This window comes from Blastococcus sp. SYSU D00813, from assembly GCF_054050735.1.
Genome location: NZ_JBJGZX010000011.1, coordinates 66,589 through 86,628, shown reverse-complemented (window position 1 = coordinate 86,628; position 20,040 = coordinate 66,589). Strand labels below are relative to the sequence as shown.

26 protein-coding genes and 1 pseudogene are annotated in these 20,040 nt (G+C 77.0%); 16 read left to right on the top strand and 11 right to left on the bottom strand.

What is annotated here, in order from left to right; translation table 11 throughout:
- Positions 1 to 42: 42 nt before the first annotated feature.
- On the bottom strand, positions 43 to 591 hold the full coding sequence (locus ACI8AX_RS10260) for a GNAT family N-acetyltransferase (protein WP_456549703.1): 549 nt from the start codon (positions 589 to 591) through the stop codon (positions 43 to 45).
- A 64-nt stretch (positions 592 to 655) separates the two neighbouring features.
- On the opposite strand from ACI8AX_RS10260, the gene ACI8AX_RS10255 reads away from it, so the two are divergent.
- From ACI8AX_RS10255 to ACI8AX_RS10225, 7 genes are all read left to right on the top strand, one after another.
- Positions 656 to 1,171 (top strand): class I SAM-dependent methyltransferase, encoded by a 516-nt coding sequence (locus tag ACI8AX_RS10255; protein ID WP_456549702.1) that lies wholly within the window; start codon positions 656 to 658, stop codon positions 1,169 to 1,171.
- A gap of 75 nt (positions 1,172 to 1,246) precedes the next feature.
- On the top strand, positions 1,247 to 1,372 hold the full coding sequence (locus ACI8AX_RS10250) for a hypothetical protein (protein WP_456549701.1): 126 nt from the start codon (positions 1,247 to 1,249) through the stop codon (positions 1,370 to 1,372).
- Between the two features lie 11 nt (positions 1,373 to 1,383).
- Positions 1,384 to 1,815 carry a DUF1801 domain-containing protein gene (locus ACI8AX_RS10245; protein ID WP_456549700.1) on the top strand — a complete coding sequence of 144 codons (432 nt, stop codon included), beginning with the start codon at positions 1,384 to 1,386 and terminating at the stop codon, positions 1,813 to 1,815.
- Between the two features lie 112 nt (positions 1,816 to 1,927).
- Positions 1,928 to 2,149, top strand: a complete 222-nt coding sequence (locus ACI8AX_RS10240) for a three-helix bundle dimerization domain-containing protein (RefSeq protein ID WP_456549699.1) — start codon at positions 1,928 to 1,930, stop codon at positions 2,147 to 2,149.
- A gap of 34 nt (positions 2,150 to 2,183) precedes the next feature.
- On the top strand, positions 2,184 to 3,167 hold the full coding sequence (locus ACI8AX_RS10235) for a zinc-binding dehydrogenase (RefSeq protein ID WP_456549698.1): 984 nt from the start codon (positions 2,184 to 2,186) through the stop codon (positions 3,165 to 3,167).
- A 32-nt stretch (positions 3,168 to 3,199) separates the two neighbouring features.
- A complete protein-coding gene (locus tag ACI8AX_RS10230) occupies positions 3,200 to 4,819 on the top strand; it encodes an ABC-F family ATP-binding cassette domain-containing protein (RefSeq protein ID WP_456549697.1) in 1,620 nt (539 codons plus the stop codon).
- Between the two features lie 82 nt (positions 4,820 to 4,901).
- Positions 4,902 to 5,897, top strand: a complete 996-nt coding sequence (locus tag ACI8AX_RS10225; protein ID WP_456549696.1) for a metal ABC transporter solute-binding protein, Zn/Mn family — start codon at positions 4,902 to 4,904, stop codon at positions 5,895 to 5,897.
- 3 nt (positions 5,898 to 5,900) lie between these two features.
- On the opposite strand, the gene aztA is transcribed toward ACI8AX_RS10225, so the two are convergent.
- Positions 5,901 to 6,569 carry a zinc ABC transporter ATP-binding protein AztA gene (gene aztA, locus ACI8AX_RS10220; protein WP_456549695.1) on the bottom strand — a complete coding sequence of 223 codons (669 nt, stop codon included), beginning with the start codon at positions 6,567 to 6,569 and terminating at the stop codon, positions 5,901 to 5,903.
- 47 nt (positions 6,570 to 6,616) lie between these two features.
- Here aztA and aztB point away from each other — a divergent pair, with 47 nt between their 5' ends.
- From aztB to aztD, 4 genes are read left to right on the top strand one after another with little or no spacing between them, the layout of a single operon-like run.
- Positions 6,617 to 7,432, top strand: coding sequence for a zinc ABC transporter permease AztB (gene aztB / locus ACI8AX_RS10215; RefSeq protein WP_456549694.1), 816 nt, complete (start codon positions 6,617 to 6,619; stop codon positions 7,430 to 7,432).
- 26 nt (positions 7,433 to 7,458) lie between these two features.
- Positions 7,459 to 8,685: a hypothetical protein gene (locus ACI8AX_RS10210; RefSeq protein WP_456549693.1), complete on the top strand. Its 1,227-nt coding sequence runs from the start codon at positions 7,459 to 7,461 to the stop codon at positions 8,683 to 8,685.
- Positions 8,682 to 9,590, top strand: coding sequence for a zinc ABC transporter substrate-binding protein AztC (gene aztC, locus ACI8AX_RS10205; RefSeq protein ID WP_456549692.1), 909 nt, complete (start codon positions 8,682 to 8,684; stop codon positions 9,588 to 9,590). Before ACI8AX_RS10210 ends, aztC begins: the two co-directional genes overlap by 4 nt.
- A 44-nt stretch (positions 9,591 to 9,634) precedes the next feature.
- Entirely contained in the window at positions 9,635 to 10,888 is a 1,254-nt protein-coding gene (gene aztD / locus ACI8AX_RS10200; RefSeq protein WP_456549691.1) for a zinc metallochaperone AztD, read from the top strand.
- A gap of 99 nt (positions 10,889 to 10,987) precedes the next feature.
- Here aztD and ACI8AX_RS10195 read toward each other — a convergent pair whose 3' ends face one another.
- Together ACI8AX_RS10195 and ACI8AX_RS10190 are read right to left on the bottom strand one after the other, a co-directional pair.
- Positions 10,988 to 11,248, bottom strand: coding sequence for an SIP domain-containing protein (locus ACI8AX_RS10195; RefSeq protein ID WP_456549690.1), 261 nt, complete (start codon positions 11,246 to 11,248; stop codon positions 10,988 to 10,990).
- Positions 11,249 to 11,409: 161 nt separating this feature from the next.
- Positions 11,410 to 12,117, bottom strand: a pseudogene (locus ACI8AX_RS10190) (DUF2470 domain-containing protein); the annotation flags it as partial.
- A 320-nt stretch (positions 12,118 to 12,437) separates the two neighbouring features.
- Between ACI8AX_RS10190 and ACI8AX_RS10185 the strand changes: the two are divergent.
- Positions 12,438 to 12,905: a MauE/DoxX family redox-associated membrane protein gene (locus ACI8AX_RS10185; RefSeq protein WP_456549689.1), complete on the top strand. Its 468-nt coding sequence runs from the start codon at positions 12,438 to 12,440 to the stop codon at positions 12,903 to 12,905.
- Positions 12,898 to 13,668 carry a DsbA family protein gene (locus ACI8AX_RS10180; protein WP_456549688.1) on the top strand — a complete coding sequence of 257 codons (771 nt, stop codon included), beginning with the start codon at positions 12,898 to 12,900 and terminating at the stop codon, positions 13,666 to 13,668. Before ACI8AX_RS10185 ends, ACI8AX_RS10180 begins: the two co-directional genes overlap by 8 nt.
- 10 nt (positions 13,669 to 13,678) lie before the next feature.
- Here ACI8AX_RS10180 and ACI8AX_RS10175 read toward each other — a convergent pair whose 3' ends face one another.
- The 5 genes from ACI8AX_RS10175 to rpmB form a co-directional block, all read right to left on the bottom strand.
- Positions 13,679 to 14,437 (bottom strand): TIGR03943 family putative permease subunit, encoded by a 759-nt coding sequence (locus tag ACI8AX_RS10175; RefSeq protein WP_456549687.1) that lies wholly within the window; start codon positions 14,435 to 14,437, stop codon positions 13,679 to 13,681.
- 10 nt (positions 14,438 to 14,447) lie between these two features.
- Positions 14,448 to 15,377 carry a permease gene (locus ACI8AX_RS10170; RefSeq protein WP_456549686.1) on the bottom strand — a complete coding sequence of 310 codons (930 nt, stop codon included), beginning with the start codon at positions 15,375 to 15,377 and terminating at the stop codon, positions 14,448 to 14,450.
- 171 nt (positions 15,378 to 15,548) lie between these two features.
- Positions 15,549 to 15,770, bottom strand: a complete 222-nt coding sequence (rpsR, locus tag ACI8AX_RS10165; RefSeq protein WP_456549685.1) for a 30S ribosomal protein S18 — start codon at positions 15,768 to 15,770, stop codon at positions 15,549 to 15,551.
- Complete coding sequence (rpsN, locus tag ACI8AX_RS10160) at positions 15,767 to 16,069, bottom strand: 30S ribosomal protein S14 (protein WP_456549684.1); 303 nt, start codon at positions 16,067 to 16,069, stop codon at positions 15,767 to 15,769. The genes rpsR and rpsN overlap by 4 nt, the downstream gene beginning before the upstream one ends.
- On the bottom strand, positions 16,069 to 16,335 hold the full coding sequence (gene rpmB / locus ACI8AX_RS10155) for a 50S ribosomal protein L28 (protein WP_456549683.1): 267 nt from the start codon (positions 16,333 to 16,335) through the stop codon (positions 16,069 to 16,071). The genes rpsN and rpmB overlap by 1 nt, the downstream gene beginning before the upstream one ends.
- 68 nt (positions 16,336 to 16,403) lie before the next feature.
- Between rpmB and mrf the strand changes: the two genes are divergently transcribed.
- The 3 genes from mrf to ACI8AX_RS10140 are packed head-to-tail and all read left to right on the top strand — an operon-like array spanning position 16,404 to position 18,337.
- Positions 16,404 to 17,681: a ribosome hibernation factor-recruiting GTPase MRF gene (gene mrf, locus ACI8AX_RS10150; RefSeq protein ID WP_456549682.1), complete on the top strand. Its 1,278-nt coding sequence runs from the start codon at positions 16,404 to 16,406 to the stop codon at positions 17,679 to 17,681.
- Positions 17,681 to 17,944 carry a type B 50S ribosomal protein L31 gene (locus tag ACI8AX_RS10145; protein ID WP_456549681.1) on the top strand — a complete coding sequence of 88 codons (264 nt, stop codon included), beginning with the start codon at positions 17,681 to 17,683 and terminating at the stop codon, positions 17,942 to 17,944. The genes mrf and ACI8AX_RS10145 overlap by 1 nt, the downstream gene beginning before the upstream one ends.
- Before the next feature lie 3 nt (positions 17,945 to 17,947).
- Positions 17,948 to 18,337: a hypothetical protein gene (locus tag ACI8AX_RS10140; protein ID WP_456549680.1), complete on the top strand. Its 390-nt coding sequence runs from the start codon at positions 17,948 to 17,950 to the stop codon at positions 18,335 to 18,337.
- A gap of 3 nt (positions 18,338 to 18,340) precedes the next feature.
- Here ACI8AX_RS10140 and ACI8AX_RS10135 read toward each other — a convergent pair whose 3' ends face one another.
- Both ACI8AX_RS10135 and ACI8AX_RS10130 read right to left on the bottom strand, forming a co-directional pair.
- Positions 18,341 to 18,742, bottom strand: a complete 402-nt coding sequence (locus tag ACI8AX_RS10135; RefSeq protein WP_456549679.1) for a Fur family transcriptional regulator — start codon at positions 18,740 to 18,742, stop codon at positions 18,341 to 18,343.
- Between the two features lie 27 nt (positions 18,743 to 18,769).
- On the bottom strand, positions 18,770 to 19,993 hold the full coding sequence (locus tag ACI8AX_RS10130) for an amino acid deaminase/aldolase (RefSeq protein ID WP_456549678.1): 1,224 nt from the start codon (positions 19,991 to 19,993) through the stop codon (positions 18,770 to 18,772).
- Positions 19,994 to 20,040 lie beyond the last annotated feature (47 nt).

Below are 20,040 nucleotides of genomic sequence, written 5' to 3'. Positions count from 1 at the left end.
GGGTGCCACCCGGGGACGACGCCCAGCAGGCTCGGCCGGCGGCTACGACCGGTCCAGCTGCACGTACACCATGTCCTCGGCGTCGGGCTCGGTGGTCAGCGGCGTGAAGCCGGCGCCCGCGGCCACCCGCAGGCTGGCGGTGTTGTCCGGGTCGATGCCGAGCACGAAGAGCTCCACGTCCGCGGTCTCGGGGGCGTCGACCAGCGCACGCAGCGTGGCCCGCCCGTAGCCGCGGCCCCACCGCTGCGGGTCCACCACGTAGGCGGCGCCCATGCTGCGGCGGGGGTCGGTCGCCGTCACCTGCTCGGCCACGGGGTCCCACGTCGTCCACCGGTCGTAGACGTCGCCGCCGATCTGCGCGACCGGCCGGCCGTCGCCGTCGACGGCCACGAAGGTGTGCGTGCGCAGCACCCGCCGGCCGCGGAACTCCTCGAACGGCGGGGTCCCGGTGCGCAGGGCCATCTCGCGCTCGGGCCAGGACCGGTCCCCGAGGCGCAGCTGCACCTCCGGGTGGTCGAACCACGGCAGGACGGCGAGCAGCAGCTCCGGCTCGAGGGGCACCAGCCGGACGGCGGGCGGACGGGCGGCCACCCCGCCACCCTGCCGCCGGGAGCGCGGCCGCGCAGGGCGGGAGCGCCCTGCCAGGATCGGCGCCGTGGACGCGCACGCCTGGGACGCCCGGTACGCCGAACGGCAGCAGTGGTCGGGGGAGCCGAACGCGCTGGTTACGGAGCTGCTCGCCGACGTCGCGCCGGGCACCGCCGTCGACCTCGCCGCGGGGGAGGGCCGGCACGCGCTGTGGCTGGCCGGCCTGGGCTGGCGGGTGACCGCCGTCGACTTCTCCGCCACGGGGCTGGCCCGCGGGCGGGAGCGCCCCGGCGCCGAGCGGGTGGAGTGGGTGACCGCCGACGTCCTCGCCTGGCCCGGCCCGGCGCGGCCGGTGGACCTCGTGCTCGTCGCCTACCTCCACCTGCCGCCGCCGGACCTGGAGGACCTGCTCGCGCGCGCTGTGGGCTGGCTGCGGCCCGGCGGGCGGCTGCTCGTGCTCGGCCACGACGTCGACAACGTCGAGCGGGGCGTCGGCGGCCCGCAGGAGCCGGCGATCCTGCACAGCGTGCCCCGGTTCGCCCCGGTGGCCGCGCTGCTCGACGTGACCGGCTGGAGCAGGTGACCCGGGAGACCCCGGCCGGCGCCGCGCTGGACACGCTGCTGTCGGGGCGCCGCCCGGAGAAGTAGCGTCGGTCCCGTGATGGGGATGGGTGGCGCCGGCGGGCCGGAGGCCGAGCGGCGCCGGCGGATCGTCGCCGCGGTCGTGGTCCTGGTGATGCTGCTGGCGGCCGTCGCGACGGCGCTCTCGCTCGTCCTGGGCTGAGGGGAGGCGCGGTGGGCGCACCGCAGGAGATCGAGGACTGGTTCGCCGCCGCCGGCGACCGCGAGGCCGAGCTGCGCCGCGTCGACGCGCTGGTCACCGCCGCAGCGCCGGGCATCGACCGGCAGCTGGTGCCCGCCGGCAGCGGCACGGTGCTGGGCTACGGGCTGATGCCCTACAAGCCCCGCTCGGCGAAGGTGGCGACGACCTGGCCGCTGGTCGCACTCGCCGCCCAGAAGCGGCACCTGTCGCTCTACGTGTGCGCCGTGGTCGACGGCGAGTACATCGCCGAGGCCCGCGCCGAGCGGCTCGGCAAGGCCTCCTGCGGCAAGAGCTGCATCCGCTTCACCTCGCTGGACCGGGTGGACGCCGGTGAGCTCTCGGCCCTGGTGCGCGACGCGGTGGCGGCGACACGCGAGGGCTCCAACGCCTACTTCGCCGGCTGACCTGCGGTCGGGCCCTTGGTCCCTGGCCCGTTCCGGGACGGCGAGGCACCGTATGCGGGCGCCGGTCGGGGGACTGGAGGTCGGCGACGAGCAGGCAGGGGGAGGACGACGGATGACGCGAGCGCTGGCCAGGCCGTCCGACGAGGACGCCGCGGTCGACCAGGCGGTCCTCCGGCTCACCGCCGAGTTCCGCGCGCAGCTGCGCCCGCAGGTGATCGGCACCGTCGTCCGCAGCTGCCGGCGCGACCTCAGCGGCGTCCCCGCCACCGCCCTCCCCGAGCTCGTCGAGCGGCTGGCCCGCGCCCGGCTGCAGTCGGAGAGCCGCCCGGCTTGACCTCGAGTGCGCTGGAAGCGGTTGCCTCCGGGGCATGCGAGCCATCCGACTGCACGAGTTCGGCGGTCCCGACCGCCTCGTCCTCGACGAGCTCCCCGACCTGACGCCCGCGCCGGGGCAGGTCCGCATCGCCGTCGAGGCCGCCGGCGTCCACCTGGTCGACACCACGCTGCGCCGCGGCGACCCCGGTCCGGTGTCGCTGCCGCTGCCCGACCTGCCGACGGTCCCCGGGCGCGAGGTCGCCGGTGTGGTCGACGACCTCGGGGACGGCGCCGACCCGGTCTGGCTGGGCCGGCGGGTGGTCGCCCACCTCGGGCCGGTCCCCGGCGGCTACGCCGAGCAGGCCGTCACCGCCGTCGACGGGCAGCTGCTCGCCCTGCCGGAGCAGGTCGGCTGGGCCGACGCGGTGGCCGCCGTCGGCACCGGGCGCACGGCGCTGGGCGTGCTGGAGCTGGAGCCGCCGTCCGCCGGCGACGTCGTCCTGGTGCCCTCGGCGGCCGGCGGGATGGGCTGGCTGCTGGTGCAGGCGGCCCGCGCGGCCGGCGCCACCGTGGTCGCCGCCGCCGGCGGGGCGGACAAGGTGGCGCAGCTCGCGGAGCTGGGCGCCGACCTGGTCGTCGACTACGCCCTGGCGGGGTGGGACGAGCGGGTCCGGGCGGCGACCGGCGGGGTCACGCTCGTCTACGACGGCGTGGGTGGCGCGGTCGGCCGGTGCGCGATGGAGTTGTTGCGCCCGGGCGGGCGGCTGGTGCTGTTCGGGTACTCGGCGGGCAGCCCGACGCGGTTCGACACCGGCGACGTCGTCCGCCTCGGGATCACCGCCGGGTGGTCGCTCGGCCCGCGGATGGCCGCGCTGCCCGGCGGCATCGCCGGCCTGGCCCGCCGCGCCCTGGAGCGGGTGGCCGCCGGCGCCTGGCGGCCGCTGGTCACCGAGTACCCGCTGGCCGCGGCCGCCCGCGCGCACGCCGACCTCGAGCAGCGCCGCGCCGTCGGCAAGGTGGTGCTGCGCACCGGGTGAAACCCGGTTGTCCGGGGCCGGAGACTGTCCGGGTGGGCTACGTCGACGTCAGCGGGATCCGGCACACCCTGTCCGACGGGCGGGTGCTGCTGCACGACGTGTCGTTCCGGGTGGGCGAGGGCGCCCGGGCCGCGCTCGTCGGGGAGAACGGGGCCGGGAAGACGACGCTGCTGCGGATCGTCGCCGGCGACCTGACCCCGGAGGACGGTGCCGTGGCCCGCGCCGGCGGGCTCGGGGTGATGCGCCAGTTCATCGGCTCGGTGCGCGACGACACGACGGTGCAGCGCTTCCTCGTGGACCTCTCGCCGCCGGCCGTCCGCGCCGCGTGGGACGCGCTCGAGGCCGCGGAGCTCACCCTGATGGAGACCGACGACGAGCCCGCGCAGCTCGCCTACGCCGACGCGCTCGCCGCCTGGGGGGACGCGGGCGGCTACGAGGCCGAGGTCACGTGGGACACGGTCACCGTCGCCGCGCTCGGCGTCCCCTACGACCGGTGCAAGTACCGGGAGCTGTCGACCCTGAGCGGCGGCGAGCAGAAGCGGCTGGCGCTGGAGGCGCTGCTGCGCGGCCCCGACGAGGTGCTGCTGCTCGACGAGCCGGACAACTACCTCGACGTGCCCGGCAAGCGCTGGCTGGAGGAGCGGTTGCTGGAGACCCGCAAGACGGTGCTGTTCGTCAGCCACGACCGGGAGCTGCTGGCCCGGGTGGCCGACCGGGTGGTCACCGTCGAGGGCGGGACGGCGTGGGTGCACGGCGGCGGGTTCGCCAGCTACCCGGAGGCCCGGGAGGCGCGGCACGAGCGGCTGGCCGAGGTCCGCCGGCGCTGGGAGGAGGAGCACCAGCGGCTCGTCGACCTCGTGCGCACCCTCCAGCAGCAGGCGGCCAACTCCCCGGACATGGCCAGCCGGTACTCCGCGGCGCAGACCCGGCTGGCGAAGTTCGAGGCGGCCGGGCCGCCGCCGGACCGGCCGCCGGAGCAGAAGGTGGCCATGCGGCTGCGCGGCGGGCGGACCGGCGTGCGCGCGGTGATCGCCGAGCAGCTGGAGCTGACCGGGCTGATGCAGCCGTTCGACGTGGAGCTCTGGTACGGCGACCGGGTCGGCGTGCTGGGTGCCAACGGCGCGGGCAAGTCGCACTTCCTGCGGCTGCTGGCCGGGCAGGAGGTGGCGCACACCGGGTCGTGGCGGCTGGGGGCGCGTGTCGTCCCGGGGCTGTTCGCGCAGACGCACGCCCACCCCGAGTGGCTGGACCGCACGCCGGTCGACCTGCTGTGGCACGGCGAGCCCGGCCGGCCGGGTGTCGACCGCGGCCGGGCGATGGCGGCGCTGCGCCGGTACGGGCTGGCCGACCAGGGCGACCAGCTGTTCCGCACCCTGTCGGGCGGGCAGCAGGCCCGGTTCCAAGTGCTGATGCTCGAGCTGTCGGGCGCCACGCTGCTGCTGCTCGACGAGCCGACCGACAACCTCGACGTCCTCTCCGCCGAGTCGCTGGAGGAGGCGCTCGCGGCCTTCGACGGGACGGTGCTCGCGGTGACCCACGACCGGTGGTTCGCCCGCTCCTTCGACCGGTTCCTGGTGTTCGGCGCCGACGGCCGGGTCTACGAGTCGCCGGAGCCGGTCTTCGACGAGACGCGGGTGGTCCGGGCCCGCTGACGCGGGGTGGGGTGCACGGCGCGCCGGCCAGTACGGCATAGTGGTATCGAGAACCATTACCGTTCCCGCTTGGAGTTCCTCGATGCGTCGCCGTACCCGTCCCGCCGCCCTCGCCCTGGCCGCGGCCACCGCCCTCGTCCTCGCCGCCTGCGGGGAGGACGAGGGCGGCGGGGTGACCACCAGCGAGGGCGACGCCGACGCCTGCCCCGGGGAGGTCGTGGACGTCGTCGTCTCCGTCGGGCAGTGGGGGGACGTCGTCCAGGCGCTCGGCGGGGACTGCGCCTCGGTGACCACGGTGATCAGCTCGACCGCGGTCGACCCGCACGACTTCGAGCCGACCACGGGGGACATCGCCGCCTTCGAGGAGGCCGACCTCGTCGTGCTCAACGGCGCCGACTACGACCACTGGGCCGCCGACGCCGCCGCCAACGTCGACCCGGCCCCCGTCGTGCTCGACCTCGCCGAGGTCGCCGGCCTCGAGACCGAGGAGCACGCCGAGGAGGAGGGCGAGGAGCACGCCGAGGAGGAGGGGCACGGCCACGGCGGGGTCAACCCGCACATCTGGTACTCGCCCGAGTACGTGCAGCAGGCCACCGCGGCGGTGACCGCCGAGCTCGAGGAGCTGTCCCCGGACGCCGCCGACCACTTCGCCGAGCGGGCCTCGGCGTGGGAGGAGGCCCTCCAGCCCTACCTCGACGAGATCGACGGCCTGCGGGCCGCCGCCGAGGGGCGCTCGTACGCGGCGACGGAGTCGGTGTTCGAGTACATGGCGGAGGCGGTCGGCCTGACCGACGTCACGCCCGAGGGGTACCGCGAGGCCGCGAGCAACGAGACCGACCCGGCGCCCGGTGACGTGGCCGACTTCCAGGCCGCGCTCGAGGCGGGTCGGGTCGACGTGCTGCTCTACAACTCGCAGACCGAGGGCGGCGTGCCCGAGCAGCTGCGCTCGGCGGCCGAGGACGCCGGCGTGCCGGTCGTCGAGGTCACCGAGTCGGTCCCGGACGACGAGGGGTCGTTCGTCGACTGGCAGCTGGCCCAGCTGCGTGCCCTGTCCGACGCCCTGGCTGCCCAGGGCTGACCGCTAGGCCGGGAGGCGGGTGGTGGCGCCGGGGTGCGGCGTCACCACCCGTCCCGCGCTGAGCGCGAGGACCGCGTCGGCGCGGTCGACCGCCGCCGGCTCGTGCGTGGCGTGCACGACGACGGCGCCGCGCTCGGCCTCCGCCGCCAGCGCCTGCAGCACGGCCTGCTGGGTGGCGGCGTCGACCCCGGCGGTCGGCTCGTCGACCAGCAGGACGTCGGCCCGGGCCACCAGCCCCTGCGCCAGGAGGGCCCGCTGCCGCTGGCCCCCCGAGACCGTGGCCAGCGGGGACCCCAGCAGGCCGGTGAGCCCCAGCTCCCCGGCGACGGCGGCGACGAGCGCCCGGTCGCCGGCCCGCAGCCGGCGCCAGGGGCCGCGTTCGCGCCAGCGGCCCATGGCGATGGTGTCCCCGACGGTCAGCGGCAGGTGGTCGGGCACGGCGCTGCGCTGCGGGACGTAGGCGATCGTCCGGCCGCACAGCCCGTCCACGCAGCCCGACGTCGGGTGCAGGACGCCGGCGAGGACGTCGAGCAGCGTCGACTTGCCCGCCCCGTTGGCGCCGACGACCGCCGTCACCGCGGCGGGCGGCAGGCACGCGCAGACGCCGTCCAGGGCCAGCACCTCCCCGCGGCGCACGCTGAGGTCGTCGAACTCGATGGCGGTGGGGGGCACCCGACCACCCTACCAAGAGTGATAATCGTTCCCGTTACGCTCGCCGGGTGTCCTGGCTCCTCGACCCGTTCGCCGTCCCCTTCATGCAGCGCGCCCTCCTCGGCGGCGTCCTCGCGGCGGTGACCTGCGCCGTCGTCGGCACGTGGGTGGTCGTGCGGGGCATGGCGTTCCTGGGAGAGGCCCTGGCCCACGGCATGCTCCCCGGCGTCGCGGTGGCCACGCTGGCCGGCTGGCCTCCGGTGGCCGGCGCGGCGGTCAGCGCCGGCCTCATGAGCGTCGGGGTCGGCGCGGTGGCCCGCCGGGCGCGGCTGTCGTCCGACACCGCGATCGGCCTGCTCTTCGTCGGCATGCTCGCCCTCGGCGTCGTCATCGTCTCCCGCTCGAGGTCCTTCGCCACCGACGTCACGGCGATCCTCTTCGGCGACGTGCTGGCGGTCCGCCGCTCCGACCTGGTGCTGCTCGCGGCCGGCCTCGTCGTCCTCGGCGCCGTGTGCGCGGTGTTCCACCGGGCCTTCGTGGCGGTCAGCTTCGACGAGCGCACCGCGGCCACGCTGGGGCTGCGGCCCCGCCTGGCGCACGCGGTGATGGTGCTGGTCGTCAGCGCCGCGGTCGTCGTCTCCTACCAGGCGCTGGGCACCCTGCTGGTCGTCGCGCTGCTGCTCGCGCCCGCCGCCGCGGCCCGCCAGTGGACCCGCCGGCTGCCCTCGACCATGGCGCTCGGCGCGGTCTTCGGCGCCGCGGCCGTGCTCGCCGGCCTGCTCGTCTCCTGGCACGCCGGCACGGCCGGCGGCGCCTCCATCGCCTCCTGCGCCGTCGCCCTGGTGGCCCTGTCGGTCACCGCGCGCGCCACGGTCTCCCGCTGACCCGCCCCTCCGACGTCAGGAGTCCCGTGTCCCGCCCTCCCCGCCGCCTCCTCGGGCGGCGCCCGTCCGCACCGCCCGCCGGGGTCCTCGCCGGCGTCCTCCTGCTCGCCGGCTGCGCTTCCGATGACGGCGAGCCCAGCGACGCTGCGGCCGCTGCCACCTCCGAGCACGGCTACGTCGCCGGCGCCGAGGAACTCGCCGAGCCGCAGTTGCAACTGGCCTATCTCGACGGCAGTGGCTCGGTGCACGCCCTGGACCTGGTCACCGGGGAGTCGGCGGTGCTCGGCGACGTCGGGGACGTCTCCGCGGTCGCCACCGACGGCCGGTTCCTGTTCGCGGCGTCGGACCCGGACGGCGAGCTCACCGTCGTCGACACCGGCACGTGGACGGTCGACCACGGCGACCACGTGCACTACTACCGGACCGACCCGCGGGTCACCGGCACCCTCGACTGGTCCGGCGGCGTGCGGGCGGCCTCCTCGGAGACGCTGACCGCCCTCTTCTCGCCCGACACCGGCACCGGTCTCGTGCTCGACCGGGCAGCCCTCGGGCAGGGTGAGGTCACCGAGCTCGCCAGGATCACGGCCGCGCCGCACGACGGCGCCCTCGTGCCGCTGGGGGACCGGCTGGTCGCCACCACGCCCGACTCGGTGGTCGCCCTGGACGCCGGCGGCGAGCCCCTGGGCGGTGGCGAGGCCGACTGCGCGGAGCCGCGCGGTGGGCACCCGACCCGCGTCGGCGTGGTGGTGTCCTGCGCCGACGGCGCGGTCCTGGCCACCGAGACCGACGACGGCGTCGAGCTCGAGCGCATCCCGTACCCGGCGCCCGTGCCCGAGGAGGAGCGGGCCGCAGCCTTCGACAACCGGCCGGGCCGGCCCGCCGTGGCCGCCCCCGCCGGTGAGCGCGGCGTGTGGCTCCTCGACACCCGGGCCCGCAGCTGGGAGCTCCTGCCCACCGACATCCCGTGGGTGCGGGCGGTCGCGGCCGACGACGACGCCGACCGGGTCGTCGGCATCGACGCGGCCGGGCGGGTCGTCGTCCTCACCCCGGGCGGGCCGGCGGCGGCCACCGAGCCGCTGCTGCCTCCCGACCGGCTCGACCAGGTGGACCTGCAGGTCGACGCCGACCGCGCCTACGTCAACGACCCGGCGGGCAACCGCCTGCTGGAGGTCGACTACGCCGACGGCGCCCGCCTGGCCCGGGTGTTCCCGGCCGAGGTCGCGCCGGTCCACCTCGCGGAGACCGGGCGATGAGGCGGGTCGCGGGAGCCCTCGCCGGAGCGCTGCTGGCCGCGGGCGCCCTCGCCGGGTGCGGCGCCGGCGACGACGACCGGCCGCTGGTCGTGGTGACCACCAACATCCTGGGCGACGTCGTCGGTGAGCTCGTCGGCGACCAGGCCGAGGTGGTGACCCTGATGCCGCCGGGCGCCGACCCGCACTCGTTCGACGTCTCGGCGCAGGAGGCCGCGCGCATGCGTGAGGCGGACCTGCTGGTGGCCAACGGGATGGGGCTGGAGGAGGGGGTGGCCCGCCACGTCGCGGCGGCCCGGGAGGACGGCGTCCCGGTCGTCGAGGCCGGTGACTTCGTCGACCCGGTCGAGTGGACCTCCGAGGACGACGAGGGCGTCGACCCGCACTTCTGGACCGACCCGGCGCAGGTGCTGGCGGTGCTCGACGGCCTGGAGGACGCGCTGCGCGAGGAGGTCGGCGGGCTCGACGGGGACCGGCTGGCCGCCGACGCGGCGGACTACCGCGCCGAGGTCGCCGAGCTGGACGAGTGGATGGCCGGGCAGTTCGCGCAGATCCCACCCGGGCAGCGCGACCTGGTGACCAACCACCACGTGTTCGGCTACCTCGCCGAGCGGTTCGGGTTCACGGTCGTCGGTGCCGTCATCCCCAGCGGCACGACCCTGGCCTCGCCGAGCGCCAGCGACCTCGACGAGCTGGCCACCGCCGTCCGCGAGGCCGGGGTGCGCACAGTCTTCGCCGACTCGTCACAGCCCGACCGGCTGGTGCAGGTGCTCGCCGAGCAGGCGGGCCTGGACGTGGCCGTCGTCCCGCTGTTCACGGAGTCGCTGTCCGCCGACGGCGGGGGAGCCGGCACCTACCTGCAGATGATGCGGGCCAACACCGAGGACATCGTGGCAGGCCTACGGTGACCCTCCTGTCTGGAATGAGAATCATTCCCGTTATGCTCCGCGGCATGACCAGTGCTCGCCCCTCCCTCATCCGCCTGTCGGCGCTCGGCGCCGCGGGCCTCCTCCTGGCCGCCTGCTCGTCGGACCCCGACACCGACCCGGCCGGCTCGTCGTCGTCCCCCTCCTCGGCCGACACCTCCGCCGCCTCGTCCGCGACCGAGCTGCCCGCGCCGCAGCCGCGGGTCACGCTCACCTACGACGGCGGCGTGCTGGTCCTCGACGGCGGGACGCTCGAGGTCGTGGGCGACTCCGAGATGGACGGGTTCCTCCGGGTCGACCCCGCGGGCGACGGCCGGCACGTGATGGTCACGACCACCGAGGGCTTCCAGGTCCTCGACACCGGCGTGTGGACCGACGGCGGCACGTCCTACGCCGCCGACCCGGAGCTGACCGACCACGTCTTCGCGGCCGAGGAGGCCGGCCACGTCGTCGTGCACGGCGACCGCACCGTGCTGTTCGCCGACGGCACCGGGGACATCACCTCGTTCGCCACCGACGACCTGCTCACCGCCGACGGGCTCCCCGAGACCGAGGAGTGGACCTCCGAGCAGGCCCACCACGGCGTGGCCATCGAGCTCGAGGACGGCACGCTGCTGTCCACCCTCGGCACCGAGGAGGAGCGGACCGGCGTGCGGGTGCTCGACGCCTCGGGCGAGGAGATCGCCCGCAACGAGGAGTGCCCCGGCGTGCACGGCGAGGGGACCGTGGCCGGCGAGGTGGCCGTGTTCGGCTGCGAGGACGGCGTCCTGGTCTACGACGGAGAGTTCACCAAGCTGACCGCCCCGGACGCCTACGGCCGCACCGGCAACGTCTTCACCACGGAGTCCTCGCCGGTGGCGCTGGGCGACTACAACGCCGACCCCGACGCCGAGGGCTACCTGCTGTCGGCGGTCACGCTGATCGACACCGCGGCGGACCGGCTGCAGGTCGTCCCCCTGCCCGACGGCGTGCAGTACACCTTCCGCGACCTGGCCCGCGGCCCGCAGGACGAGGGGATCGTGCTCGGCACCGACGGCAGCTTGCACGTGCTCGACATGGCGACCGGCGCGGTACTGGCCTCCCACCCGGTCGTCGCTCCCTGGGAGGGGCCGGAGGAGTGGCAGGACCCGCACCCCGCGGTGAAGGTGCACGACGGCGTCGCCTATGTGACCGAGCCGGCCGCGAACGCCGTCCACGCGGTGGACCTGGCCACCGGTGCGGTGCTCGCCACCGGCGACCTGGACGTGACCCCGAACGAGATCGCCGTCGTCACCGGCTGACCTCGCTCCCGCCCGGCGGCGGGCTCCCCCCGGTTCCAGCGGGGGGAGCCCGCCGTCGTCGTGCCGGCGGACGGCGACCGGGCGGACGGCCTCCCGTCGTCAGCGGGCGGCGTTCCAGTAGCCGGTCAGCCGGACGCGGTCGCGGGCGAGGCCCGTCTCGCGACGCAGGGCGGTCCGCAGCTCCCGCATGCGGGCGGCCTCCCCGGCGCCGAAGACGAACAACCCGTCGCGGTCGGCCAGCAGCGGGCTCTCGGCCAGTGCCGCGCGCACCCCGTCGAGGAGGGCGGGCGTCGTGCCCGGCGCCGCCCCGGAGCGGTGCACCCAGCGCAGCTCGACGCCGGGCCGGGCGGGGAGGTCCACGCGGACGTCGGCGTCGGCGGTCTCGGCCACGACCACCCCGGGGCGCCGTCGGCCAGTCCGTCGAGGACGGCGCCGACGGCCCCCAGCGCCGTCTCGTCGCACACCAGCAGGTGGGTCGAGACGCCCGACGGCGGGTCGTAGCTGCGCCGGGAGCCCCACACCGCGACCGGCGCGCCCGGCTCGGCGGCGGCGAGGCGGCTGCTCACCGCGCCCTCGTCGCCGTGCAGCACCAGCCACACGTCACCCTCGCCGGCGGCGGCCCGCCGGGCGCGCATCGTGTAGGCGGCACGGGGAGCGTCCTCCGGCGGGATCCCCGCCAGGTCGGCGGCGGTGAAGCCGGTCCGGAGCACCTCGGCCGGCGGCTCGGGCATGAGGACGGCGTACTCGTCCCCGCCCCGCACCGGCACCGGGGCGAGCCCGGCCAGGGTGATCTCGAGCAGGTCGGGCGCGACCAGGCGGCGGGCGGCGACCGTCGCGGCCACGGTGGTCATCCGCTGGTCCTCGAGGTGCTCGGACTCGATCGAGGTGAGCGGCTCGCCGGCTCCGACCACGCCGCGCGCGGCGGCCACCAGCCCCATGAGCGCGCCGTAGACCTCCAGCGACGTGCGGGCGGGCGAGGCGAAGGGGACGTGCACCGGCCGGTGGGCGCCGTCGGTCCCCGCGACGGCCAGCCGGAGACCGTCGGGCCCCACGCCCAGGATCTCGGCCGACCGCGCGTCCGGCTGCCCGCCGAGCGCCCGGGCGACCAGCAGCACCGTGTCGGCGTGCTCGTCACCGACGTGGTCGAGCCCCTCGGCGAGCTCGGCCGCCTCGTGCGGCGGGAGGTCGACGTCGACGACCGGCAGCCCGGCTGCCGTCGCGCCGGTCACCGGGCACCGCCGGCGACGGTCGGGTCGTGCGGTGGCGTGCTCGCGGGCATGGCGGCACCCCGGTCGTCCGTGGGCTCGGCAGGTCGGCTGAGGTTAGCCTCACCTCACTCCGGTGGGGGAGGTCCTCGACCCGGCTCGGACGGCACACCGCGCGGTGACGCCGGTCACATGGGCCGGGCGCCGGGAACCCGCCCGGGGCCCCGGACGACTACGGGAACGGCAGGACCACGGCTCGAGGCCGCCAGGGACCCGCCCGACCGTGAGGAGCCGCCATGGCAGGGAGCGTCGCCCCGCCCCGCCCCGCTCGGGGCCGGAGTCGCGTGCCGCCCTGGGCCGGCACCGTCCTCCGCCTCCTCGTCGGTGGCGTGTGGGTGGTGACCGGTGCGCTCAAGCTCCCCGACCCGGCGGCCGCCGAGCGCGCGGTCCGCGCCTACCAGCTGGCGCCCGAGGCGCTGGTCCCCGTGCTCGCGTTCGGCCTGCCCGTGCTCGAGATCGCCGTCGGTCTCCTGCTGCTGACCGGCGCCTTCGTTCGGCCGGCCGCGGTCGCCTCCGCGCTCCTGCTGGCCGGGTTCACCGCCGCGGTCGCCTCGGCCTGGGCCCGCGGGCTGACCATCGACTGCGGCTGCTTCGGCGGCGGTGGCGAGGTGGACGCCGACCGCACCGCGTACCTGTCCGAGATCGTCCGGGACGTCGCGCTGCTGGGCGCCTCGGTGCTCCTCGCCGTCCGTCCACGCACGCGGCTGGCGCTGACCGACCGCGCCGCCCCCCGAGGAGGCCCCGATGCCTGACCGCACCCCGACCCGGAGCCGGCAGGCCGCCCGCGAGCGCATCGCAGCGAAGCGGGCCGCCGAAGCCGAGGCCGAGCGCCTCCGGCGCCGGGCGCGGACCCGGCTCGTCACGGGGATCGGTGTCGCCGCGGCCGTGGTGGTCGCCGTCCTGGTCGCCGTCCTGGTGCAGTCCGCGCGGACCGACACCGGCGACGCGACGGCGCCGGCGAACACGGCCGCGGGCACCGACGGGACCGGCTTCGCCCGGGGGCCGGCCGACGCCCCGGTCGTCGTCGACGTCTACGAGGACTACCTCTGCCCCGCCTGCCGGGCGTTCGAGGAGGACGCGTCCGAGACCCTCGACCAGTTCGTCGCCGAGGGCGAGGTGCTGGTGCGGTACCGCCCGGTGGCGATCCTCGACCGGCTGTCGGACGACGACTACTCCACCCGCGCGGCCAACGCCGCGGCCGTGGTCGCCGACGCCGCCGGCGCGGACGCCTTCCACGAGTACGCCGGGCTGCTCTTCGACCGGCAGCCGGCCGAGGGCGGACCGGGCCTCTCCGACGACGAGCTGGTGGAGCTGGCGGCCCAGGCCGGCGCGACCGGGCCGGACGTCGAGGAGGGCATCCGCGACCTCCGCTTCGGCGGCTGGGTCGCCGACGCCACCGACCGGGCCAGCCGCGACGGTCTCACCGGCACGCCGCGGGTCCTCGTCGACGGCGAGCAGCTCGCGGCCCCGACCGCCGAGGCGCTGGCGGCGGCCGTCGCGGCCACCCGCTCCTGACCGGGGCGGCTCAGCCGGCGTAGGTGTCGGCGGGCGGGTCGATCGGCCGGACCGTCACCGGCGCGATGACCGCCTCGGGGAAGCCCGCCGACGGGTGGGTCACCGGCGGGGCCCAGGTGCCGATCACCTCGACCCACTGGTCGGCGGGCAGGTCGCCCTGCGGCCCGTCGACGACGACGGTGACCCCGACCGCGTCGGCCGCGCAGCAGGAGATCCGGATCCGGGCGACGTACCAGCCGCCGCCCTCCCGCGGGACGACGAAGCCGGTCAGCCGGATCTGCCGGCCCTCGAGCGGCGACACGTCGTCGTGCAGCGCCCGCCACCGGTACTGGGGCAGCGGCAGGGTGCGGAAGTCCTGCCCCTCGTCGTCGGGACCCAGCGCGTCGGCCACGGCACCCTCGGGCACCTCGGCCGGCGTGGTCTGCCGGGCCACGGTGAAGGAGCCGAGGGCCGGGGGCGCGACCAGGGCGAGGACCACGGCGGGCAGGACCAGCAGCCAGGCGACGCGGGGCGCGCCGTGGCCGTGGCCGTGGTCGTGCCCGTGGTGGTCTGCCTCCTCGTCGGGGTCGTCGTCGGCGGCCGGCGCCCGCCGGGTCCGCCACGCCCGCAGCAGGCCGAGCAGGCTCACCGCGACGAGCACTGCGGCCGCGATCAGCAGGAACGGGCGGAAACCGCCCTGCACGTAGGCCAGGTGGGCGTCGGAGAGCGCCACCTGCAGCACGTAGCCGCCGAGCAGGAGCAGGACGGCGTGGGACGTCATGCGGTCCATCGCGGCCTCCTCAGAGCAGGACGGCGCCGACGCCGACCGCGACCAGCACGGCGACGGCGAGGGTGACGGGGGCGAAGCGGGCGGCGAACCGCGGGCCGAAGGTGCCGGCCTGCAGCGCGACGAGCTTGACGTCGACCGCCGGGCCGACGACGAGGAAGACCAGCTTGGCGGTGGGGGAGAAGCCGACCAGGCTGGCCGCGACGAACGCGTCGGCCTCCGAGCACACCGCCAGGACGACGGCGAGCGCGGCCAGCACGAGCACCGACAGCACGGGGGAGTCGGCGACCGCGTCGAGCCACGCCCGCGGGACGACGGTGTTGAGGGTCGCGGCGGTCAGGCCGCCGACCACGAGGAACCCGCCGGCGTGCAGCAGGTCGTGCTGGACGCCGGCGCGGAAGGTCTCGGCCCGGCTCTCCCCGGGCGCGGCGACGTGCCCCTCCCGCACCCGCAGCCACGCCGTCCGCCCGAAGGAGGTCCACAGCCAGCCCATCAGCAGGGCGACCAGCACGGAGGCGACGAAGCGGGCGAGCACCATCTCCGGCTCGCCCGGGAAGGCGACCGCGGTCGCCACCAGGACCACCGGGTTGATCGCCGGCGCGGAGAGCAGGAAGGCGAGTGCCGCCGCCGGGGGAACCCCGCGGCGGACCAGGCTCCCGGCCACGGGCACCGAGGCGCACTCGCAGCCGGGCAGCACCGCCCCGGCCAGCCCGGCGACCGGCACGGCCGCGGCCGGCCGGCGGGGGAGCGCCCGGGCGAAGAACGACGCCGGCACGAACGTGCTGATGGCGGCCGACAGCAGGACGCCGAACACCAGGAACGGCAGCGCCTGCAGGCACACGGCGACGAACACCGTGGACCAGGCCTGCACCGCCGGTTCGTCGAACACCGCCGGCCGCAGGAAGTGCAGGACCGCGATGAGCGCCAGGACGACGAGCAGCACGTCCCCGGAGCGCGGCCCTCGGCGGCGCGGCGCTGCGTCCGGGACGGAGGGGGCCTGCGTCGGTGGTGCGCTGGACATGTCGCCTCTCCGGTTCGGGGAACGGTTCCCGTTCCGGCGGCCGACCATGCCACAGCAGACGGCGCTCCGGAGCCTCCGCGGCGCCGTGTCCCGTCAGCGGCGGGCGGTGGGGTACGGGAGCAGCGCCATCTCCCGCGCCCTCTTCACCGCCCGCGAGACCCGGCTCTGCTCCTGGACCGACAGGCCGGTGACCCGCCGGGAGCGGATCCCGCCGCGGTCGGACACGAACGTGCGCAGCACCGCGACGTCGTGCCAGACGAACGGCTCCGCGAGCTCCCGCCGGCGTCGGCTCGCCGGGCGGCGGGCCGGGCTCACCAGCTCGACTTCCGGATGCCGGGCAGCTCGCCGCGGTGCGCCATCTCGCGGAAGCGCACCCGCGACAGGCCGAAGTCGCGCAGGTGCCCCCGCGGGCGGCCGTCGACGACGTCGCGGTTGCGCAGCCGGGTCGGGCTGGCGTCGCGGGGCAGTCGCTGCAGTGCCGAGCGCGCGGCCGCCCGCTCGCCCTCGGTGGCGGCGGTGCGGGCGGTCTCGCGCAGCGCCGCGCGCCGCTCGGCGTACCGGGCCACCACGACGCGGCGGCGGGCGTCGGCGGCGATCTCCGCCGTCTTGGCCATCAGGCGCCCCGCCCCGCGCCGAGCCGCCGGCGCACCGCGGGATCGGTCCGCCGCAGGCGGGCGACGACCGCCTCGATGCCCTGGGCGTCGACGGTCTTGATGCCCTTGGCCGAGACGGTCAGGCGCACGTAGCGGTTCTCGCTGGGCAGCCAGAACCGGCGGTGCTGCAGATTGGGGTCGAAACGCCGCGGCGTCCGCCGGTGCGAGTGGCTCACCGACCGGCCGAAGCCGGGCCGGCGTCCGGTCACCTCGCAGTAGGTCGACATGGGTCCTCCTCGGATCAGGTGCCGCCCACCCTAGCGAGAACGATTCCCATTCCGGTTAGGGTGGGGGCATGCCGACGGACCAGCGCACCCCCGTCCTGCTCGTGACCGGCCTCGACCGCGCGCTGACCGGCGCCGCGGCCGCGCCGCTCGGCACCGCCCGGCCCGGGACGGTCGTCGTCCACCACGACGTCCGGGACCTCGGCGCGGGCGTCGTGCTGCGCACCGTGACCGAGCACGGACCCGGCGGGCCGCGCGTCGCGCAGGAGGCGCTCGAGCTCGCCCACGGCTGCGTCAGCTGCACGCTGCGGCTGGACCTCCTGCCCCTGCTGCGCACGCTGGCCCGGCGGGTGGACGTCACGCGGGTCGTCGTCCACCTGGACCCGGCGCTGGAGCCGGAGCACCTGTGCTGGGCGCTGGACGAGGTGGTCCTCGACGAGGGAGCGGTCGAGACCGCCGGGGACTCGGTGCGGGTCGAGGCCGTCGTCGCCGTCGTCGACGCGGCGACCTGGCTGGACGACGCCACCGGGGAGGACGACCTCGCCGACCGCGGGCTGGCCGCCACCCCCGACGACGAGCGCACCCTGGCCCAGGTCGCCGTCGGTCAGGTCGCGTTCGCCGACGCCGTGGTGCTGGCCGGCCGCCCGCGGGACGGCTGGCAGGCCGCGCGGCTGGACGCGGTCCTGGACCGCCTGGTGCCCGGGGTGCCGCGGGCCGACGTCGACCGGTGGGTCCGCGGGCCCGAGGCGGTGCTCGCCGCGGTCGGGCCGGACGCCCGGCGCGGCCGCGTCCCCAGCGCGCACGACCCGCTGCTGGCCGGCGAGCCGCCGCTGGAGGAGGACGCCGGGATCGCCCTGGTCCACCTGACCGCGCACCGGCCGTTCCACCCGGAGCGGCTGCACGACGCGCTCGACGTGCTGCTCGACGGGGTCGTGTGCAGCCGCGGGCGGCTGTGGCTGGCCACCCGTCCCGACCGGGCGCTGTGGCTGGAGTCGGCCGGCGGCGGGTTGCGGATCGGCGACGCCGGACCCTGGCTGGCCGCCGACCCCGACGACCACCAGCTGTGGGCCGGGGTCAGCCCTGAGCGCCGGGTGGCGGCCGCGCTGCGCTGGCACCCGCTGTACGGCGACCGCGACGTCGACGTCGTCGTCCTCAGCCACCGCCGGCCGCCGATGGCCGTCACCGCGGCGCTGGAGGCGGCCCTGCTGACCGACGAGGAGCTGGCCGCCGGTCAGGAGGTCTGGTCGACGTGGGCCGATCCCTTCGGCGACTGGCACGCCGACCCCTGCGAGGCCTCGACCCCGGCGGCCGAGGAGAGCTCGCACGCCACCACCCGAGAGGAGAACTGATGCGATCCGGCATCCACCCCGAGTACCGCACCGTCGTCTTCCGCGACGCGGCGAGCGGCGCCACCTACCGCACCCGGTCGACCGTCCCCACGAACCGGACGATCGAGATCGACGGCGAGGTCCTGCCCCTGGTCGTCGTCGACATCTCCGCTGCATCGCACCCGTTGTGGACCGGCAGCCGCCGGGTGCTGGACACCGCCGGCCGGGTCGAGCGCTTCGAGCAGCGCTACGGCCGGCGGTCCCGGCCCGGCAGCGGGGGCTGAGCCGTGACCGACCCGGGCGGCCCGCTGGTGGTCCTGTGCCAGGGGCACCGCTGCGCGGCGCTGCACCGGCTGGCCGGCGGCGACGGTCCGGCGGGCGTCTCCGCGGCGGTGGCCGGCAGCCGCGGCGCCGTCCTCGTCACGGCCGGGTGTCTGGGCCGGTGCTCCCTCGGCGCGCTGGCCGGGGTGGCCCACCGGGACCCGGACGGCGCGACCTCGCCGGCGCTGTGGCTCTCGGGGGTCGAGGCGCCGCAGCGGGCGGCGGCGCTGTCCCGGTGGGTCGCCGGCGCGGCGCCGACCACCGATCCCTGCCGCGACGTGCCCGCCGACCTGCGGGAGGCCGTCGCCGGGATCGGCCCGCCGCCGCTGCTGCGGCCGGCGGGCGGGGCGGCCTGAGCCTCAGCTCGCGGCGGCGGTCCGGCAGTCGGCGCAGGTGCCGAAGATCTCCAGCGTGTGGCTGACGTCGGCGAACCCGTGCTCGCCGGCCACCTCGTCGGCCCAGCGCTCGACGGCCGGGCCGGCCACCTCGACGGTCCGGCCGCACGAGCGGCAGACCAGGTGGTGGTGGTGCTGGCTGCTGCAGCGGCGGTACAGCGCCTCGCCGCTGTCGGTGCGGATGGAGTCGAGCTCGCCGTCGTCGGCCAGCGACTGCACCGCGCGGTAGACCGTCGAGAGGCCCACCTTGCCGCCGGACGCGCGCAGCTTCGCGTAGACGTCCTGGGCGCTGTGGAAACCCTCGAGGTCCTCGAACAGCATCCGGATGGCGTCACGCTGCGGGGTCGGGCGGGTCACGCCCTCCATCGTGGCACGACCCGCCGCGGAGGAGGGTCAGCCGAACGAGCGGCCCTCCCCGCGGTAGGTGGCGAACGCGCCGGTCAGCTCGCCGCCGGCGAGGGTGTGCAGGACGTCCACGTGCTCGGCGAGCTCCCCGGCCTTGGCGTGCCGGAACCAGACCCGGTCGCCGACGGACAGCCGGTCGGCGGCCGCCCCGCGCAGCGGCGTCTGCACCTCGCCGGAGCCCTCGGTCCCCATCGTGCGCAGACCGGGCGGGTACACCGGGACCGGCAGCCGGTCGGGCCCGGGTGGGCCCGAGGCGATCCAGCCGCCCCCGGCGACCGTGACCGTCCCCGGCGCCGGGCGGCGGGTCACCGGAAGTGCGAACAGCGCGGCAGGCCGGCCGCGGAAGGCGCGGTAGCCGTCGAAGAGGGTGGGGGAGTACAGCCCCGACCCGGCGGCCACCTCGGTCACCGCGGGGTCGGCCGCCGTCGTCTCCAGGCTGCCGGTGCCCCCGCCGTTGACGAACCCGAGCGGCGCGACGGCGCGCACCGCGGCGACCGCGGCGGCGCGCCGCTCGCGGAGCTCGCGCACGGACACCGCCTGCACCCCGCGGACGGCCAGCCCGCGCAGGGGTCGCCCGGGCGGCGCGTCCTGCACCCCGGCGACCTGCGCCTCGTAGGACATGAGCCCGACCAGCCGGAACCCCGGCCGCGTGGTGACGGCGCGGGCGAGCGCCGCCGCCTGCTCCGGGGTGTGCACCGGGGACCGGCGGACGCCGACGTGCACCCGCCCGCCCGCGGCGCGCAGCGACGCGTCGAGGTCGAGGCAGACCCGCACCTCGGGGCGCCCGGCGGGGGCGGCCACCGCGTCGACGAGGTCCAGGTGGTCGGCCGAGTCGACCATCAGCGTCACGCGGGCGGCCAGCGCCGGGTCGGCGGTCAGCCGGCGCAGGGCCGAGCGGTCGGCGGTCGGGTAGCCGACGACGACGTCGTGCGACACCGGGTCGTCCCCGCCGGCCAGCCACAGCGCCTCGGCCAGCGTGTACGCGAGCACCCCGGCGAACCCCGGCCGGGCGAGCACCCGCCGCAGCACCGGCCGGCAGCGCACCGACTTGCTCGCCACCCGGACCGGCCGGCCCGCCGCGCGGCGCACCAGGTCGGCGGCGTTGGCGTCGAGGGCGTCGAGGTCGAGCACGGCCAGCGGCGGGTCGAGGTCGGCCGTCGCCGCGTCCAGCCGGGCCCGGGCGGTGTCGGCGCTGGTGTCGGGGCGGTCCACGGTGCGGCAGCATGCTGCGCCGCGACGAACTGGGTCAAGTGTCCCAG

Excerpts from the sequence above, each read along its gene's own strand:
- ACI8AX_RS10175 (WP_456549687.1), bottom strand. The coding sequence starts at position 14,437 with ATGGACCGCATGACGTCCCACGCCGTCCTGCTCCTGCTCGGCGGCTAC.
- rpmB (WP_456549683.1), bottom strand. The coding sequence starts at position 16,335 with ATGTCGACCTACTGCGAGGTGACCGGACGCCGGCCCGGCTTCGGCCGG.
- ACI8AX_RS10135 (WP_456549679.1), bottom strand. The coding sequence starts at position 18,742 with ATGGAGGGCGTGACCCGCCCGACCCCGCAGCGTGACGCCATCCGGATG.
- rpsN (WP_456549684.1), bottom strand. The coding sequence starts at position 16,069 with ATGGCCAAGACGGCGGAGATCGCCGCCGACGCCCGCCGCCGCGTCGTG.
- ACI8AX_RS10180 (WP_456549688.1), top strand. The coding sequence starts at position 12,898 with ATGCCTGACCGCACCCCGACCCGGAGCCGGCAGGCCGCCCGCGAGCGC.
- mrf (WP_456549682.1), top strand. The coding sequence starts at position 16,404 with ATGCCGACGGACCAGCGCACCCCCGTCCTGCTCGTGACCGGCCTCGAC.
- aztD (WP_456549691.1), top strand. The coding sequence starts at position 9,635 with ATGACCAGTGCTCGCCCCTCCCTCATCCGCCTGTCGGCGCTCGGCGCC.
- ACI8AX_RS10225 (WP_456549696.1), top strand. The coding sequence starts at position 4,902 with ATGCGTCGCCGTACCCGTCCCGCCGCCCTCGCCCTGGCCGCGGCCACC.
- ACI8AX_RS10240 (WP_456549699.1), top strand. The coding sequence starts at position 1,928 with ATGACGCGAGCGCTGGCCAGGCCGTCCGACGAGGACGCCGCGGTCGAC.
- ACI8AX_RS10235 (WP_456549698.1), top strand. The coding sequence starts at position 2,184 with ATGCGAGCCATCCGACTGCACGAGTTCGGCGGTCCCGACCGCCTCGTC.
- ACI8AX_RS10145 (WP_456549681.1), top strand. The coding sequence starts at position 17,681 with ATGCGATCCGGCATCCACCCCGAGTACCGCACCGTCGTCTTCCGCGAC.
- aztC (WP_456549692.1), top strand. The coding sequence starts at position 8,682 with ATGAGGCGGGTCGCGGGAGCCCTCGCCGGAGCGCTGCTGGCCGCGGGC.